The organism is Microbispora sp. NPDC049633, assembly GCF_040675265.1.
GTDB lineage: Bacteria > Actinomycetota > Actinomycetes > Streptosporangiales > Streptosporangiaceae > Microbispora > Microbispora maris.
The window spans coordinates 1-15370 of record NZ_JBFAOO010000175.1 but is presented as its reverse complement, the minus strand read 5'-3'; the positions used below and the strand labels follow the sequence as shown (position 1 = coordinate 15370).

Sequence of the window (15370 nt, the reverse complement as noted above, 5' to 3'; positions counted from 1 at the left end):
GGCCGGCCGTGATAGTTGCGGTCCGGTGAGCCTCGGGAGCGGCCATCGCGGGCGCGGTGGTACAGGGCACGGTCTTACGCCGGCCTCCGCACCCGCCCGCCCCGGCGCTCCGCGCGCAGTTCGACGAGGCGGAAGTCCTGGTCACAGCGTTGTCCGCACAGGTTCACCCAGACTGGAGGGAGCGGAGCGGAAGGGAGCGAGGACCGAAGCGTTGTGTCCAGCGGAGCGGACTTCGCGAGGACCGGAGGTTCCTTCCGGCGCAGTGACCGACTCCGCCCACGAAATCCGGCCGGTGACACGCCGCCCACGAGAATCCGGTCCATGACCGGCCGCCCACGAATTCCTTCAGTGACCGGCCGCTCATGGTTCCGTTAGCGATCGGCCCGGCTGTGGTTGGGGGCGGGGGCGGTGGAGGCGCGGACGACCAGTTCGGGTTCGAACAGGAGCTCGTCGCCGGGGACGACGGCGGCGTCGATCTGGGCCACCAGCAGCTCGACGGCCGCCCTGCCCATCGCGTCGATGGGCTGGCGGACCGTGGTCAGGGGCGGATCCACGCAGTTCATCAGGGCGGAGTCGTCGTAGCCGATGACGGAGACGTCCTCCGGCACGGACAGTCCCGCACGGCGCGCCGCCCTGATGGCGCCGAGGGCGAGCACGTCGCTGGCGCAGATGATGCCGGTCACACCCCTGGCGATCATGCGCGTGGCGGCGGCGTGCCCGCCTTCCAGCGAGAACATCGTGTGCTCGACGTGATCGGGGTCCAGTTCGAGGCCGTTGGCGGCGGCGTACGCGCGGAAGGCGGCGAGCTTGCGCTGGGACGGCACGTGGTCGGGCGGGCCGAGCAGCATCGCGACGTGACGGTGCCCGAGCGCCATGAGGTGGGCGAGCGCGATCTCCGCCGCGGCCACGTCGTCGCACGACACCTGCGGGAACCCGAGATACTCGACCGCCGCGTTGACGAGCACGGTCGGCAGCTTGCGTTCGAGGACCCTGCGGTAGTGGCTGTGGGAGGCGTCCCCCTGGGCGTACAGGCCGCCGGCGAAGACCATGCCGGACACGTGCTGCTGGAGGAGCAGGTCCACGTAGTCGGACTCGGAGACGCCGCCCACCGTGCGGGTGCACAGCACGGACGTGAACCCCTGCTGCGCCAGCGCGCCTCCCACGACCTCGGCGAACGCCGGGAAGATCGGGTTCTGCAGCTCGGGGAGGACCAGGCCGACGAGGCGGCCGCGGTCCCCGCGCAACTGGGTGGGCCGCTCGTATCCCAGCACGTCGAGCGCGGTGAGCACCGCCTCTCTGGTGGCGTCGGAGACCCCCGGCTTGCCGTTGAGCACGCGACTCACGGTCGCCTCGCTCACGCCCACCTTCTTGGCTACTTCCGCAAGCCGTCGTGTCATGGACGCAACTATACGACAGCGAGCGCAAATGTTTTCATCCGCTTGCGCATCCCGCCTGTCGGCATCTTTCGTCCCGAACCGTGGCCTGGGGAGAGTCCTCCGCCTCTGCCGACCACAGGGGCGCAGCGACGTAATGTGCGGGTTATCTTGCGACTTCTCGTCGAAATATTGCAGAAGGATGTCTGTCAACTTATCGTGTGGCCACTCACCTTCTTCGGAGGTGTGGCGGTTCCAGCGTCCACGCCGCATCTCCCGGATCTCGCATGCAGAAAGGATCCTCATGAGAAGATCCGGAGCCGCCGTCGCGGTGGCGGGGGCGCTGATCGCCGTGGGCGGCGTGGTGGCGTTCCCCGGCACGTCGTCGGCCGCGACGTCACCGTCGCCGTTCTCCGTGCCGGGGAGAGGCGCGACCGTGCCGTTCACGGAGATCGAGGCCGAGGCCGCCGTGACCAACGGCGAGCAGATCGGCCCGGACCGCGTCTACACCCGCCTGCCGTCCGAGGCCTCGGGCCGCCGGGCCGTACGCCTCGACGCGCCGGGAGAGTACGTCGAGTTCACCCTGCCCAAGCCCGCCAACGCGATGACCGTGCGCTACAGCGTGCCGGACAACGCGGCGGGCACGGGCATCACGGCACCGGTCGACCTGAGGATCAACGGGACCAAGCTCAAGGACCTGCAGTTCACCTCCCGGTACGGCTGGTTCTACGGCGGCTACCCGTTCGGGAACACGCCCGGCGACAAGCCGCACCACTTCTACGACGAGACCCGGACGATGTTCGGGTCCACGCTCGCGGCGGGCACCAAGGTCAGGATCCAGGTGGCCTCCACCGCGGTCGCGCCCTGGTTCGTCGTGGACCTCGCCGACTTCGAGCTCGTGCCCGACGCGATCCCCCGGCCCGCCGGATCCCTGTCGGTCGACGACTTCGGCGCCGACCGCAACGGCACGAGCGACTCCACCGCCGCCTTCCAGGCCGCCGTCGACGCCGGCCGGGCCCAGGGCAAGGAGGTCTACATCCCGTCCGGCACCTACACCCTGTGGGACCACGTGGTCGTGGACGGCGTGACGCTGCGCGGGGCCGGGCCGTGGTACAGCGTTCTCACCGGCCGTCACCCCACCCAGCGCAACCGGGCCGTCGGCGTCTACGGCAAGTACGTCAGCGGCGGCGGGTACACCGGCGGGATCAGACCGCACGAGGCGGGCGGCCCGAGCCGGGGCGTCACCCTGCGGGACTTCGCGATCATCGGCGACATCACCGAGCGGGTGGACGACGACCAGGTCAACGCCATCGGCGGCGCGATGACCAACTCGGTGGCCGACAACCTGTGGATCCAGCACACCAAGGTCGGGGCCTGGATGGACGGCCCGATGGACGGCTTCACGTTGAGGAACAGCCGCATCCTCGACCAGACTGCCGACGGCGTGAACTTCCACACCGGCGTCACGAACTCCACGGTGACCAACACGTTCGTCCGCAACACCGGGGACGACGGCCTGGCGATGTGGCCCGACCGGATGGCGAACGTGAACAACTCGTTCACGTTCAACACCGTGGTGGCGCCGATCCTGGCCAACAACATCGTCACGTACGGCGGCCGGGACATGAAGATCACCGACAACGTGGTGAGCGACACGGTCACCAACGGCGGCGGCATCCACGTCGCCAACCGCTACCCCGGCGTGAACTCCGGCCAGGGCACCGCGGTGGCCGGCACGATCACGGTCGCCCGCAACACGCTCATCCGGGCCGGCAACAGCGACTACAACTGGAACTTCGGCGTCGGCGCGATCTGGTTCGACGCCCTCAACGAGCCGGTCAACGCGACGATCAACGTGACCGACACCGACATCGTCGACAGCTCCTACGAGGCCATCCAGTTCATCGAGGGCAGCACCCAGACCGTCAACTTCTCGAACGTGAACGTCGACGGCACCGGGACGTACATGATCCAGGCGCAGGCGGCGGCGAAGGCGACCTTCACCAACGTCAGGGCGGCCCACATCGGCGCGGGTGTCGCCATCCACAACTGCGTCGGCACCGGCTTCGCCCCCACGTACGGCAGCGGCAACTCCGGCTGGAGCCTGAGCTCCACCGTCTGCACCGGCCAATGGCCCGCGCCGAACTACATCTACGAGGGCGGTGGCCCGAGCCCGAGCCCGTCGCCGTCCGCCTCGCCCTCCACCTCCCCCTCTCCGTCGCCCAGCCCGACGGCGTGCGCTCCCGGCAGCGGCGACCTCGCCCGGGGCAAGGCGGTCACGGCGACGAGCAGCACCCAGTCGTACGTCGCGGCCAACGCGGTCGACGGCGACGCGGGCACCTACTGGGAGTCGGCGAACAACGCCTTCCCGCAGTCGATCACGGTGGACCTGTGCGCGGTGACGCCGGTCCAGCGCGTGGTGCTCAAGCTGCCGCCGAGCACCGCATGGGCCACCCGCACCCAGACACTGGCGATCCTCGGCAGCGTGGACGGCGCGAACTACTCCACCCTGTCCGCCTCGGCGGGCCGCACGTTCGACCCCGCCACCGGCAACACGGTGACCATCCCGCTCACCAGCGCCGACGTCCGTCATGTCCGGGTGACGGTCACCGGCAACACCGGCTGGCCCGCCGGGCAGTTGTCGGCCTTCGAGGTGTACGGCGCCGCAGGCACCCCGAGCCCATCGCCCAGTGCTTCCCCCAGTGCTTCCCCCAGTGCTTCCCCCGGGCCGCTGCCCACGGGGAACCTCGCCGCCGGCAAGGCGATCAGTGCGACCAGTCACGCCGACGTGTACGTCGCGGGCAACGCCGCCGACGGAAACGCCTCGACCTACTGGGAGTCGGCCGGCAACGCCTTCCCCCAGACCCTGACCGTCGATCTCGGCGCGCCCGTCACGGTCGGCAGGGTGGTGCTCAAGCTGCCGCCGAGCGCCGCATGGGCCACCCGCACCCAGACACTGGCGATCCTCGGCAGCGTGGACGGCACGAACTACTCCACCTTGTCCGCCTCGGCGGGCCGCACGTTCAACCCGGCCACCGGCAACACGGTCACGGTCACCGTGCCCGCCGGCGCCCGGCGCTACCTACGGCTGAACGTCACCGGTAACACCGGCTGGCCGGCCGCGCAGATCTCCGAGTTCGAGGCGTACGCCTCGTAACCCGGAACAGGACGCCCGGAGGAGGAGTGGACGCCTCCTCCTCCGGGCTCCGCACACAGCATGACGTGCTCAGGTGACGGGGACGCCGACACGTCCGGTGGAGGAACGCACGACCAGCTCCGGCTCGAACAACAGCTCGCCCGTCGCGACGGCGGCACCCTCGATCTGGCTGACCAGCAGCTCCACCGCGGCCCTGCCCATCGCCTCGATCGGCTGGCGCACCGTCGTCAGCGGCGGGTCCACGCAGGTCATGAGCGCGGAGTCGTCGTACCCGACGACGGACACGTCCTGCGGCACCCGGCGACCGGCCCGCCGCGCCGCGCGGATGGCCCCGAGGGCCAGCGGGTCGCTGCCGCAGATGATGCCGGTGACGTCCTGCCGCACCAGCTTCAGCGCCGCCGCGTGGCCGCCCTCCAGCGAGTGCATGGTGTGCTCGACCAGCTCACCGCCCGCCGCGCGGAACGCCTCCAGCTTCCGTACGGACGGCATGTGGTCGGCGGGACCGACGACGAGGCCGATCCGCTGGTGACCGAGCGCGCGCAGGTGGCCGAGCGCCTGCTCCACCGCGATCGTGTCGTCGCACGAGACACGTGGGAAGTCCCAGTGATCAGCGGCCGCGTTGACCAGCACAGTGGGCAGCCGCCGCTCGACCAGTCGCACGTAGTGCTCGTGGACGACGCCGGTCTGGGTGTAGAGGCCCCCGGCGAACACCACGCCGGACACCTGCTGCTGCAACAGCAGGTCCACGTAGTCGGCCTCGGAGATCCCGCCGACCGTGCGCGTGCACAGCACGGGAGTGAAGCCCTGCTGGGCCAGCGCCCCGCCGACGACCTCGGCGAACGCCGGGAAGATGGGGTTTTGCAGCTCGGGCAGGACGAGCCCGACCAGCCGGGCGCGCTCACCGCGCAGCTGCGTGGGCCGCTCGTAACCGAGCACGTCGAGAGCCGTGAGAACGGCCTCCCGAGTGGCCTCGGAGACCCCGGCCTTGCCGTTGAGGACGCGACTCACCGTGGCCTCGCTGACCCCGACCTTCTTCGCAACCTCCGCAAGCCGTCGCGTCATGGCCGCAAGCATACGACGCGGAGCAACCGGCCAACGATGATCAGCCGCACGGGTGCAAGCGGCCTGAAAGCCCGGTGAAAGAGGCGATTCCTAGTGTCTGACGCGTCAGAGATCACTCAGGAAGGCATCATGAACATCCTCAGGAACAGCCTCGCCGTCGTCGCGGTGTCCGCCCTTCTCGGCCTGACCGCCGCCTGCGGCAGCGGCAAGGCCACGGTCTGCAAGGAGGCCGTCGAGGCGCTCACCGGCTACAGCTCCAAGGTCGCCAGTGCGGCCGCCGACGTCGACGGTTTCAACACCGCGACCGGCAAACTGGCCACGCAGTTCAAGGACCTGTCCGGCAAGGCCGACGGCGACCTCAAGGTGGCCCTCGCCGGCATGGCCGACTCGTGGGGCTCCTTCAAGCTCGACCTGTCGGACCCGAACGCCGCGACCAAGCTCGTCGAGTTCGGCCAGAAGGCCCAGCAGGCGTCGCAGCAGCTCGCCTCCGCCTGCTCCTGACCGGGGCCACCGCCTTCGATGTGGGCGATCGCAGACTCCCGGCCGGGCCCGGTGCCCCCGGGCGAAGCGGACGGTGTGGCGCACCACCGTCCCCCGCCCGTGCCGCCGTGGTCCGGCCGGGGCCTCCTCAAGGCCTACCGACAGGCGCCGGGGCGGGCGGGTGCGGAGGCCGGCGTAAGACCGTGCCCTGTACCACCGCGCCCGCGATGGCCGCTCCCGAGGCTCACCGGACCGCGACTATCACGGCCGGCCGGAGCACCCGCCCGCTTTGAGCGCATACCCCCGGGGATACCGGGCGACCAGCCGCAGGCCACACCCGCTCGCTTCTGAACGCTCTTCGTAGATCCCAGCGCTCCGGGGCCAGAGCACCCGCCCGCTTCGCGTGCATCCCGGCCGCGCAGCGAATGGGATGCTTCGCGCGGAGTCCAGCGAAATCCACTGGCCGTGAAACGCGGCCAGCCGGCCGCGCGCGACCACGAGGGATCGCTCCGACCGCTCAGTATTCGAGCCCCCAGTCGTGGTCGCCGAGGAGGTAGGCGCCGTCCTCGGGTCGTAGCCTGCCGCCTTCGGCGAGGCTGTCGAGGCAGCGCCGTACGGTGTCCTCGGGGAGCCCGGTCATCCCGGCGACCTCGGCAGCGGTCGCCGGTTGTTCCTTCACGTTCAGGGCGGCGGCGGCCTCGTAGACCGCCAGCTCCGCCGTCGTCATCTCCTGGGCGTCTTCCAGGCTCTTCTCGTCAGGCACTCCGCTGTCTCGCCCCCTCACGCAGCCGCTCCGGATCGACCTGCCGGTCCGGGTAGCGTGCGAGGTACTCGCCCTCCAGCTCCTGCGTCCGCGAGGTGTGGCGCTCCAGCGCGTCGTCCGACCCGTGGAAGAGCGTCTCCGACCGGGTCTCGTGCAGGTGGCGCAACTCGCGGATCAGGTCCTCGTCGCCCAGGTCCCGCGGGTCGACTCCCATGGTCATGACGTCCTCCTTCATACCTCTGTCGGCTTGTCCCAGCGTTCGTCCGGGTTCTTGTCGTCGGGCTCCGCGTTGGGCGGGTCAGTGGCGGACGGGGTGAACTCTCCGGCGATGTCCGGCTCGTCCTCGGTATCGATGTATCGGTCGTCTTCCTTTTCCATGCCAGGTCTCCTGCCCGATGAAGCGCCCGCCATACCGGTCCGGCCGCACCGGACCGTCCCCGCAGCGTCCCCGGAACGCCGTACGGCCCGCCCCGCGCGACAGGTGCGCGACGAGGGGCGGGCCGTACGGGGAGGAAGGTCTCAGGACAGGTCGAACTCGCCGCCCTTCACTCCCTCGATGAACGCCTCCCACTCGCCGGGGGTGAACATCAGCCGCGATCCCTGGGGATCCTTGGAATCGCGTACGGCGACGCCGTCGCGCAGACGCGCCACCTCCACGCACTGGTTGCCGACGGTGTTCGAGCGCTCCGCCTTGCGCCAGACCGCGCAGGCCAGGTCGTCCGCCGGTACGAGTCCCCTCATCGTCCTGCCATCTCCTTCTCGACCGAATTGATCACTTCCATGGACTTCTCCGGGCCGAGCGCGGCGGCACGAAGATGATCGAAGACCTGGACGTACTCCCGGATCTCCGTCGGATCCTCCAGGTAGAGTTCACCGCTCATGTTCTCCAGCAGCACGACGTCGGCGTCGCCGGGATCGGGGAAGGCCAGGATCGCCAGCGAGTTGCCCATGCCGAGGTAGGCGCCCGCGTCGAAGGGCAGCACCTGCACGGTGACGTTCGGCCGGAGGGCCGTGTCCTGCAGCGTGCGCAGTTGCTCGGCCATCACGGGCGGGCCACCCACCGGCCGGCGCAGCGCCGCCTCGTCGAGGACGGCCCACAGCTCCATGGCGTCGGGCCCGGTCAGGCGCCGCTGGCGCTCCATCCGGGCCGCCGCGCGCCGCTCGATCTCCGCCGGGTCCTTGACGAGGGCGGCGCCGATGACCGCGCGGGCGTAGTCCTCGGTCTGCAGCAGCCCGGGCACCAGCAGCGGCTCGTAGTTGCGCACCGAGGACGCCTCGGCCTCCATGCCGACGTACGGCCCGGGCAGGACGTCGTCGTAGGCGCGCCACCATCCGCGCCGGCCGGCGTCCCTGGCCAGCGCGATCAGCGCCTCCCGCGCGGAGCCCTCGACGCCGTAGAGATCGAGCAGGTCGCGGATGGTCCGGGTGTGCGGGCGGGTGTGGCCGGACTCGATCCGGTACACGGTGGAGACCGCCACGCCGAGCCGCCGCGCGACCTCCTCGCGGACGAACCCGGATTCACGCCGCAGGCGCGTCAGCTCGCCGGAAAGCCGGCGGAGCCGGACCGTAGGGCCGCCTACTCCCCTCATGAGCCGAACTCTCCCTTTCGCCGCAAAAGGAAACTATGCAATCGTGCATTCGCCATATTGCGTAGCCGTTTTGCAAAGTGCAGGATGAACGAAGTCTTGCACGGACCTCGAATCGCCATCCGCAGACGGGTGCACAGGGAGTTATCACGGGATGACAATTCTCAACCTCTCGGGGAGAATCGCGATCTCACGTCCCTTCTCGGGAGACCCCTCCCAGGTGCGGGCCGCCCGGCGGTTCGTGGCGAGCCGTCTCGGTGACGGCCACCCCTGCCGTGACGACGCCGTGCAACTGATCGGCGAGCTGGTCGCCGAGTCCCTGCGGCACGCCGTCTCCTGCGGGCGCCCTCCGGGGTACGGCGTGTCCGTCCTGGTCGCGCCCGCCGCGGCCCGCGTCACGTTGTCCACCCAGGGCTGCGGGTGCTGGACGTCCCCCGAGCTGACGCCGGGCCGCGGCGTCCATCTCGTGGACCTGTTCACCCGGCGCTGGGGCGTGTCGGCCAGCCGCACCGGGGTCTGCGTGTGGTTCGAGCTCGGGAACGACACCGCCGTGCCGCCCCCCAGGGGCGTGGAGAGCGAGGGCACGAGGACGGCCTGAACTCCGGTCCGCACCGCCCATCGCCGGGACACCGTGAGAAGCAGAACGAATTTCTGGCCCGATACGGGGTAGACGGGCGCCATATCTTCCGAAGAAGGGGACGATATGGCGCAAATAAGCACCGACATTCCCGCGCGGCTGGATCGGCTCCCCTGGGCCCGCTGGCACTGGCTCGTGCTCATCGGGCTTGGCACCGTCTGGATCCTCGACGGGCTCGAAGTGACCATCGTCGGGGTCATCGGGCCCCGGATCACGGACCCGGACAGCGGGCTGGGACTCACCGACAGCGAGGTCGGGATCGCCGCCGGCGTGTACGTCGCGGGAGCCTGCCTCGGCGCTCTCTTCTTCGGCCACCTGACGGACCGGTTCGGGCGCAAGAAGCTCTTCCTGTTGACCCTCGCCCTCTACCTGGCCGCCACCGTGGCCACGGCCTTCTCGCACGACGCCTGGTACTTCTACCTGTGCCGGTTCTTCACCGGCGCCGGCATCGGGGGCGAGTACGCCGCGATCAACTCGGCGATCGACGAACTCATCCCCGCCCGCGTACGCGGCACGGTCGACCTGGTGGTGAACGGCTCCTTCTGGCTGGGCACCGCGCTCGGCGCGCTCATCGCGATCCCGGCCCTCGACACCGGCCTGCTGTCGGCCGATCTCGGCTGGCGCCTGCTGTTCGGTATGGGCGCCGTCCTCGGCGTGGGGATCCTGCTGGTCCGCCGTACGGTGCCGGAGAGCCCACGCTGGCTGTTCATCCACGGCCGCGAACGCGAGGCCGAGGAGATCGTCTCGGAGATCGAAAGGCATGTCCGTGAGGTGAGCGGCAAGACGCTCGAACCGGCTCGCGGGGAGATCAGGATCACCCAGCGGGAGCGCACCCCGCTGACGGAGGTGGCGGCGACACTGCTGCGCCGCTACCCCAAGCGCACGACCGTCGGCCTGTCGCTGTTCGTCGGCCAGGCGTTCCTGTACAACTCGATCTTCTTCACGTACGCGCTGGTGCTGTCGACGTTCTTCAAGGTGCCGGACGGCACCACGCCGTGGTATCTCATCCCGATCGCCATCGGGAACTTCCTCGGCCCGGTCCTGCTCGGCCGGTTCTTCGACACGATCGGCCGCCGGACGATGATCGCGGGCACCTACGTGCTGTCGGGCCTGCTCCTGCTGGGCACCGCCGCGCTGTTCAACGCGCACGTGCTGACCCCGGTGACCCTGACGGCCTGCTGGATGGTGGTGTTCTTCTTCGCCTCGGCGGGGGCGAGCAGCGCCTACCTGACGGTCTCGGAGATCTTCCCGATGGAGACCAGGGCCCTGGCGATCGCGCTGTTCTACGCGGTCGGCACCGGGCTCGGCGGCATCATCGGGCCCGTGCTGTTCGGCCGCCTGGTGGAGAGCGGGGTCGTCGGCAACGTCGTGGTCGGCTACATCATCGGCGCGATCCTGATGATGGCGGCCGGACTGGTGCAGTGGTTCATGGGCGTGGAGGCGGCCCGGCGCTCGCTGGAGGACATCGCCGCCCCGCTCAGCTCCGAGCAGCACCAGATGGTCTGACCTCTCGCCCTCCGGCACGGCCCGCATCACCACCGTGGTGCGGGCCGTTCTTACTCGGGTGCCACATCGCCCTCTTGGGTATCAACCCCCACAGATGCGCACATAAGGCGCATCCTCGTACATCCGGGGGAATCATGGCTGACGACGCTCAGAAGAAGAAGCCGGTGAAGTCCACCGGCAAGGCGAAGAGGACGGCCATCAAGGAAGCCCGCTCGGCGAAGCAGGCGAAGAAGGCCAACCGCCCCGCCGAGGGCGAGTGATCCGCTGGCCGCGGTGACGCCGTGATCCGGCCGGGCCCTGTCCGGCCGGGCCCGAACGGGGCCCGGACAGGGCCCCGGCCCTCCCCCCTCACCACCCTCGTCCTTCGCCGCGGCATGCCCGGACGGCCCCCGTGTGCGGCGCGCTCCCGGGTCCTGGATACTCGGAAGGCCGCAGAGCCGATCTCGCCTGAGCTGGAGGGCCGCCCGTGAGGCTTGGAGTCGTCTTCGACCGCGACCTGCCGCCGGAGTCGCTCCCGGCGTTCGCCGGGGAACTCGACGGCACGGCGGTCTCCGATCTATGGGTGGTGGAGGACCTCGGCTGGACGGGCGGGATCTCCTCGGCCGCCACGGCGCTGGCCTCGACCTCCCGCCTGCGCGTGGGCATCGGCATCACCCCGGCGCCCCTGCGCAATCCGATGCTGCTGGCGATGGAGCTGGCCAACCTGGCCCGCCTGCACCCCGGGCGGCTCGCCGCCGGCATCGGGCACGGCGTGCAGGCGTGGATGCGCCAGGTGGGCGCCGCCGCCTCGTCTCCGCTGTCGCTGCTGGAGGAGACGATCACGTCCGTACGGGCGCTGCTGCGCGGCGAGGCCGTCACCCTGGACGGACGCGAGGTGCGCCTGGACGGCGTCCGCCTCGTCCACCCGCCGGCCGAGCCGCCGCCCGTCCTCGCCGGAGTGGTGAGCCCGCGCTCGCTGGCCCTGTCGGGGCGGGTGGCCCAGGGCACGATCCTCCCCGAGGGACTCGACCCGGAGGGGGTGCGATCGCGTGTCGAACGGATCGGCGCGACCGGCGACCACGAAGTGGTGACGTTCGTCCACCTCTACGTCGGCGACGACGCACGCGAGGCCATGCGGCCCGCGGCGGAGGAGCAGGCGGCGTTCCTGCGGGTGCCACCGGAGGAGGTCGCCATGGCGACGGGCTCGCCGGAGGAGGCGTCCGCGCACGTCAGGGCGCTGTGGGAGGCGGGCGTCACCACGGTCGCCGTCCGCCCGGTGGGCGCCGACCCGCTCTCTCACGTCCACAAGCTCCTGTCCGCCCTCTGACCCGCCGTACGGCATCGGGGGCATGACATTCGTCCTGGAAAGGACAGGATCGACTCCACTACGCCGCAACGCGGGCGATCGGGCAGAGTTGGGGCGTGGACACCCCGACCCTCCGATCCCCGCAGCATCGTGTGAGCCGTACCGCCATCTGGTACTGGGCCGCCCGGGCCGCCCTCGGCTGGCTCGTCGTCATCGCGGCCCAGGTCTTCTGGCTCGTGATGGACGACGAGCACGCCCTGTCCGTCACCACGCACGTGGCCGTTCTCGTCGTCACCGCCGTCGTCGCGGCGGCGCACGTCACGGTCATGCCGCAGTGGCGCTACCGGGTGCACCGCTGGGAGGCCACATCCGCGGCCGTCTTCACGCAGTCGGGCTGGTTCAAGCAGGAGTGGCGCATCGCCCCCGTCTCCCGCATCCAGACCGTGGACAGCGAGCGCGGTCCGCTGGAGCAGCTCTTCCGCCTGGCCAACGTCACCGTCACGACCGCCTCCGCCGCCGGCCCGATCAAGGTCGGCGGCCTCGACCGGGACACCGCCCAGCGCCTGGTCGCCGACCTCACGGCCGCCGCGCAGGCCACGGCGGGTGACGCCACATGATCGACCCCGTGGTCGAGACGGTCTGGCGCCGGCTGAGCCCGCGCATGCTGGTGGTCCATCCCTTCCAGGAGGTCGTACGGGCCGCCCCGGCGCTGGTCGGCCTGCTGGTCGCGGGGTCGAGCAGCGGTGGGAAGGGTCACTTGTGGAGCGTCGCCGGCGTCGGCCTCATGGTCGTGCTCGGCATGCTGCGCTGGTTCACCACGACCTACCGGGTCACCCCTGAGCACGTGCAGGTCCGCCGCGGCCTGCTGACCCGGAAGGTGCTGACCGTGCCCCGCGACCGGGTCCGCACGGTGGACGTCACCTCCCACGTGCTGCACCGCGTGCTCGGCCTGGCCCGGGTGGAGGTGGGGACGGGCACGTCGGAGCGCAGGCACGAGGGCCGGCTCAAGCTCGACGCGCTGACCGCCGCCGAGGCCGCCCGCCTGCGCGTGGAACTGCTGCACCGCTCTCCCGCCACCTCCTCCAGCGCCGCCTCCACCGTGTCCACGGCGTCCCCCACGGCGTCCCCCACGGCGGTCACCGTGACGCCTCCCGCCGGGAGCACGCCGGCGGCGGAGACCGAGCTCGCGCGGATGCGTCCCGAGTGGGTGAGGTTCGGCCCGTTCACGATGTCCGGGCTCGTCACTGTGGGCGTCGTCGCCGGCTTCGTGTCCCGCCTGGTCTCGGAGGGCAACGTCGACCTCGGCCGGGTCGGGCCCGTCCGGGACACCTGGCAGTGGTTCAGCGCGCTGTCGCTCCCGCTGGAGATCGCGACGGTGGTGCTCGTGCTGGTCGTGTTCGTGAGCGTCGCCTCCACGCTCGGCTACGTGCTGGCCTTCGGCAACTTCCGGCTGACCCGGCACGCCGAGGGCACCCTGCACGTGACCCGGGGGCTGCTGACCACGCGCGCCACCACCATCGAGGAACGGCGGCTGCGCGGCGTCGAGGTCGGCGAGCCGCTGCTGCTGCGCGCCGTACGCGGGGCCCGCCTGGCGGCGGTGACCACCGGCCTGCGCGCGGCACAGGGCGCCCAGCGCGGCGGGTCGATGCTGCTGCCGCCCGCGCCGCGTGAGCGGGCCGTGTCGGTGGCCCGGCTCGTGCTCCCCCGCGTCTCCTCCGGCACCCCGGATGCCACGGACGCCCCCGATGCCTCAGGCGCCGCCTCGCCGGTCACCGCGGGCCTGACCGCGCACGGCCCGGCCGCGCTGCGCCGCAGGTTCACCCGCGCGTACGGCGTGCACGCGCTGGCGCTGGCCGCGCTGCTCGCGCTGTGGTGGTGGGCCGGGCTGCCCTCGTGGACGTGGCTCACCGTCGCCGCCCTGCTGCCGCTGACGGCCCTGCTGGCCGCCGACCGCTACCGCTCGCTGGGCCACGCGCTGACATCCGGCTACCTGGTCACCCGCTGGGGCTCGATCGTGCGCCGCCGCGTGGTGCTGGAGTGCGACGGCGTCATCGGCTGGAACATCGAGCGGTCGTTCTTCCAGCGCCGGGCCCGCCTGGCGACGCTGACGGCGACCACCGCGGCGGGCAAGCAGGGCTACCAGGTGCGCGACGTGGACCTCGCCGAGGCGCTGCGCCTCGCCGCCGCGGGCAGCCCGGGCCTTCTCGACCCGTTCCTCGTCGAGGCCCGCACCGTGTCCACCTTGTCAGCTAATAGCATGTGATGCCCGATAAGACCGGTTGTTCGTCAGGAGTTGGATTGTCCCGCTACGGCCAGATGTTCGGCCCCGACATCACGTTCCTCGGCGTCGAGCGGTGCGACCTCGACGACCCCGCCGGCTACGCGGACGCCGACGTCGTCATCCTGGGCGCGCCGTTCGACGGCGGCACCTCCCACCGCCCGGGTGCGCGCTTCGGCCCGAACGCCATCCGCCAGACCTGCTATCTCCCCCACGACGGTTCCCGCCCGAGCCTCGCGCTCCGGGTGGACGCCCTCAAGGACCTGCGGGTGCTGGACGCCGGTGACGTGGAGACCTACGCCGGGGACATCGAGGGCAGCCTGCGCGCGATCGAGGACGCGGTCGCCGCGATCGCGGCCTCCGGGGCGATCCCCGTCGTCCTCGGCGGCGACCACACGATCGCCCTGCCCGACGCGACCGGCGTGGCCCGTCACCACGGCTTCGGCCGGGTCTCGATGATCCACTTCGACGCGCACGCCGACACGGGCGACATCGAGTTCGGCCACCTGCACGGCCACGGGCAGCCGATGCGGCGGCTCATCGAGTCGGGCGCCATCCGGGGCGACCGTTTCCTGCAGGTCGGCCTGCGCGGCTACTGGCCGGGGCCGGACATCCTCGACTGGATGGCCGGGCAGCGCATGCGGTCGTACGAGATGACCGAGATCGTCGCCAGGGGCCTCGACGAGTGCCTCACCGAGGCGTACGCGATCGCGCTCGACGACTGCGACGGGGTCTACCTGTCGGTGGACGTGGACGTCTGCGACCCGGGCCACGCGCCGGGCACCGGCACGCCCGAGCCGGGCGGCCTGTCGGCCCGCCAGCTCCTCGACGCCGTCCGCCGCACCTGTTACGAGCTGCCCGTCGTCGGCCTGGAGATCGTCGAGGTGGCCCCGCCGTACGACCACGCGGACATCACGGCGTATCTCGGCAACCGGGTCGTCCTGGAGGCGCTGTCGGCGATCGCCCGCCGCCGCAGGGACGCCGCGGAAGGCACCCGGTGGGACCCGAAGCAGCCCCTCCTCGACGGCCGCTGACCCGCCTCGGAAAACCGGCGCGTGCCGGACATTTCCGTCCATGGCCGGGAGCCGATCTGGTAGGCATGGTCGGATGACGCGATCGAGAACCGCCGCCGTCCTGGCCGTCGCCGCCGTGCTCCCGGCGCTCCTGACCGGCTGCGCGGTGGACGGCCGCGGCGCGGGCCCGGCAGGGACGACGGCGGCGCAGGCGACAGCGCCCTCCACCG

16 protein-coding genes are annotated in these 15370 nt (G+C 71.2%); 9 read left to right on the top strand and 7 right to left on the bottom strand.

Annotated elements, in window-relative coordinates; genetic code table 11:
* Nucleotides 1–371: 371 nt before the first annotated feature.
* Nucleotides 372–1397, bottom strand: a complete 1026-nt coding sequence (locus tag AB0J39_RS31210; protein WP_363471320.1) for a LacI family DNA-binding transcriptional regulator — start codon at nucleotides 1395–1397, stop codon at nucleotides 372–374.
* 280 nt (nucleotides 1398–1677) lie between these two features.
* Between AB0J39_RS31210 and AB0J39_RS31205 the strand changes: the two genes are divergently transcribed.
* Nucleotides 1678–4530, top strand: a complete 2853-nt coding sequence (locus AB0J39_RS31205) for a discoidin domain-containing protein (protein WP_363471318.1) — start codon at nucleotides 1678–1680, stop codon at nucleotides 4528–4530.
* 69 nt (nucleotides 4531–4599) lie between these two features.
* Here AB0J39_RS31205 and AB0J39_RS31200 read toward each other — a convergent pair whose 3' ends face one another.
* Nucleotides 4600–5592 carry a LacI family DNA-binding transcriptional regulator gene (locus tag AB0J39_RS31200; RefSeq protein WP_346231117.1) on the bottom strand — a complete coding sequence of 331 codons (993 nt, stop codon included), beginning with the start codon at nucleotides 5590–5592 and terminating at the stop codon, nucleotides 4600–4602.
* Between the two features lie 129 nt (nucleotides 5593–5721).
* On the opposite strand from AB0J39_RS31200, the gene AB0J39_RS31195 reads away from it, so the two are divergent.
* Nucleotides 5722–6093 (top strand): hypothetical protein, encoded by a 372-nt coding sequence (locus AB0J39_RS31195; RefSeq protein ID WP_363471316.1) that lies wholly within the window; start codon nucleotides 5722–5724, stop codon nucleotides 6091–6093.
* Between the two features lie 496 nt (nucleotides 6094–6589).
* Here AB0J39_RS31195 and AB0J39_RS31190 read toward each other — a convergent pair whose 3' ends face one another.
* The 5 genes from AB0J39_RS31190 to AB0J39_RS31170 form a co-directional block, all read right to left on the bottom strand.
* Entirely contained in the window at nucleotides 6590–6835 is a 246-nt protein-coding gene (locus AB0J39_RS31190; protein ID WP_363471314.1) for a hypothetical protein, read from the bottom strand.
* Complete coding sequence (locus AB0J39_RS31185) at nucleotides 6828–7055, bottom strand: DUF6158 family protein (protein WP_363471312.1); 228 nt, start codon at nucleotides 7053–7055, stop codon at nucleotides 6828–6830. Before AB0J39_RS31185 ends, AB0J39_RS31190 begins: the two co-directional genes overlap by 8 nt.
* Nucleotides 7056–7066: 11 nt before the next feature.
* Nucleotides 7067–7213 carry a hypothetical protein gene (locus AB0J39_RS31180; protein ID WP_363471310.1) on the bottom strand — a complete coding sequence of 49 codons (147 nt, stop codon included), beginning with the start codon at nucleotides 7211–7213 and terminating at the stop codon, nucleotides 7067–7069.
* 141 nt (nucleotides 7214–7354) lie between these two features.
* The gene (locus AB0J39_RS31175; protein WP_363471308.1) at nucleotides 7355–7576 is read right to left on the bottom strand and encodes a DUF397 domain-containing protein; all 222 of its coding nucleotides are present in this window, start codon (nucleotides 7574–7576) and stop codon (nucleotides 7355–7357) included.
* Nucleotides 7573–8424 carry a helix-turn-helix transcriptional regulator gene (locus AB0J39_RS31170; RefSeq protein WP_363471306.1) on the bottom strand — a complete coding sequence of 284 codons (852 nt, stop codon included), beginning with the start codon at nucleotides 8422–8424 and terminating at the stop codon, nucleotides 7573–7575. Before AB0J39_RS31170 ends, AB0J39_RS31175 begins: the two co-directional genes overlap by 4 nt.
* A 151-nt stretch (nucleotides 8425–8575) precedes the next feature.
* Here AB0J39_RS31170 and AB0J39_RS31165 point away from each other — a divergent pair, with 151 nt between their 5' ends.
* The 7 genes from AB0J39_RS31165 (at nucleotide 8576) to speB (ending at nucleotide 15161) form a co-directional block, all read left to right on the top strand.
* On the top strand, nucleotides 8576–9019 hold the full coding sequence (locus AB0J39_RS31165; RefSeq protein ID WP_363471304.1) for an ATP-binding protein: 444 nt from the start codon (nucleotides 8576–8578) through the stop codon (nucleotides 9017–9019).
* A 105-nt stretch (nucleotides 9020–9124) separates the two neighbouring features.
* Nucleotides 9125–10564, top strand: coding sequence for an MFS transporter (locus tag AB0J39_RS31160; RefSeq protein WP_363471302.1), 1440 nt, complete (start codon nucleotides 9125–9127; stop codon nucleotides 10562–10564).
* A 134-nt stretch (nucleotides 10565–10698) separates the two neighbouring features.
* Nucleotides 10699–10824, top strand: coding sequence for a hypothetical protein (locus tag AB0J39_RS31155; RefSeq protein ID WP_259401520.1), 126 nt, complete (start codon nucleotides 10699–10701; stop codon nucleotides 10822–10824).
* A gap of 206 nt (nucleotides 10825–11030) precedes the next feature.
* Complete coding sequence (locus AB0J39_RS31150) at nucleotides 11031–11870, top strand: LLM class flavin-dependent oxidoreductase (RefSeq protein WP_363471300.1); 840 nt, start codon at nucleotides 11031–11033, stop codon at nucleotides 11868–11870.
* 95 nt (nucleotides 11871–11965) lie between these two features.
* A complete protein-coding gene (locus AB0J39_RS31145; protein ID WP_363471298.1) occupies nucleotides 11966–12466 on the top strand; it encodes a PH domain-containing protein in 501 nt (166 codons plus the stop codon).
* Nucleotides 12463–14112, top strand: a complete 1650-nt coding sequence (locus tag AB0J39_RS31140) for a PH domain-containing protein (RefSeq protein ID WP_363471296.1) — start codon at nucleotides 12463–12465, stop codon at nucleotides 14110–14112. Before AB0J39_RS31145 ends, AB0J39_RS31140 begins: the two co-directional genes overlap by 4 nt.
* Before the next feature lie 35 nt (nucleotides 14113–14147).
* Nucleotides 14148–15161, top strand: coding sequence for an agmatinase (speB, locus tag AB0J39_RS31135; protein ID WP_363471294.1), 1014 nt, complete (start codon nucleotides 14148–14150; stop codon nucleotides 15159–15161).
* Nucleotides 15162–15370 lie beyond the last annotated feature (209 nt).

What these genes read in the sequence shown, in the direction of transcription:
- AB0J39_RS31185 (WP_363471312.1), bottom strand. Translation starts at nt 7,055, where the DNA reads ATGACCATGGGAGTCGACCCGCGGGACCTGGGCGACGAGGACCTGATC.
- AB0J39_RS31170 (WP_363471306.1), bottom strand. Translation starts at nt 8,424, where the DNA reads ATGAGGGGAGTAGGCGGCCCTACGGTCCGGCTCCGCCGGCTTTCCGGC.
- AB0J39_RS31210 (WP_363471320.1), bottom strand. Translation starts at nt 1,397, where the DNA reads ATGACACGACGGCTTGCGGAAGTAGCCAAGAAGGTGGGCGTGAGCGAG.
- AB0J39_RS31175 (WP_363471308.1), bottom strand. Translation starts at nt 7,576, where the DNA reads ATGAGGGGACTCGTACCGGCGGACGACCTGGCCTGCGCGGTCTGGCGC.
- AB0J39_RS31140 (WP_363471296.1), top strand. Translation starts at nt 12,463, where the DNA reads ATGATCGACCCCGTGGTCGAGACGGTCTGGCGCCGGCTGAGCCCGCGC.
- AB0J39_RS31195 (WP_363471316.1), top strand. Translation starts at nt 5,722, where the DNA reads ATGAACATCCTCAGGAACAGCCTCGCCGTCGTCGCGGTGTCCGCCCTT.
- AB0J39_RS31200 (WP_346231117.1), bottom strand. Translation starts at nt 5,592, where the DNA reads ATGACGCGACGGCTTGCGGAGGTTGCGAAGAAGGTCGGGGTCAGCGAG.
- AB0J39_RS31205 (WP_363471318.1), top strand. Translation starts at nt 1,678, where the DNA reads ATGAGAAGATCCGGAGCCGCCGTCGCGGTGGCGGGGGCGCTGATCGCC.
- AB0J39_RS31155 (WP_259401520.1), top strand. Translation starts at nt 10,699, where the DNA reads ATGGCTGACGACGCTCAGAAGAAGAAGCCGGTGAAGTCCACCGGCAAG.
- AB0J39_RS31180 (WP_363471310.1), bottom strand. Translation starts at nt 7,213, where the DNA reads ATGGAAAAGGAAGACGACCGATACATCGATACCGAGGACGAGCCGGAC.
- AB0J39_RS31165 (WP_363471304.1), top strand. Translation starts at nt 8,576, where the DNA reads ATGACAATTCTCAACCTCTCGGGGAGAATCGCGATCTCACGTCCCTTC.
- AB0J39_RS31160 (WP_363471302.1), top strand. Translation starts at nt 9,125, where the DNA reads ATGGCGCAAATAAGCACCGACATTCCCGCGCGGCTGGATCGGCTCCCC.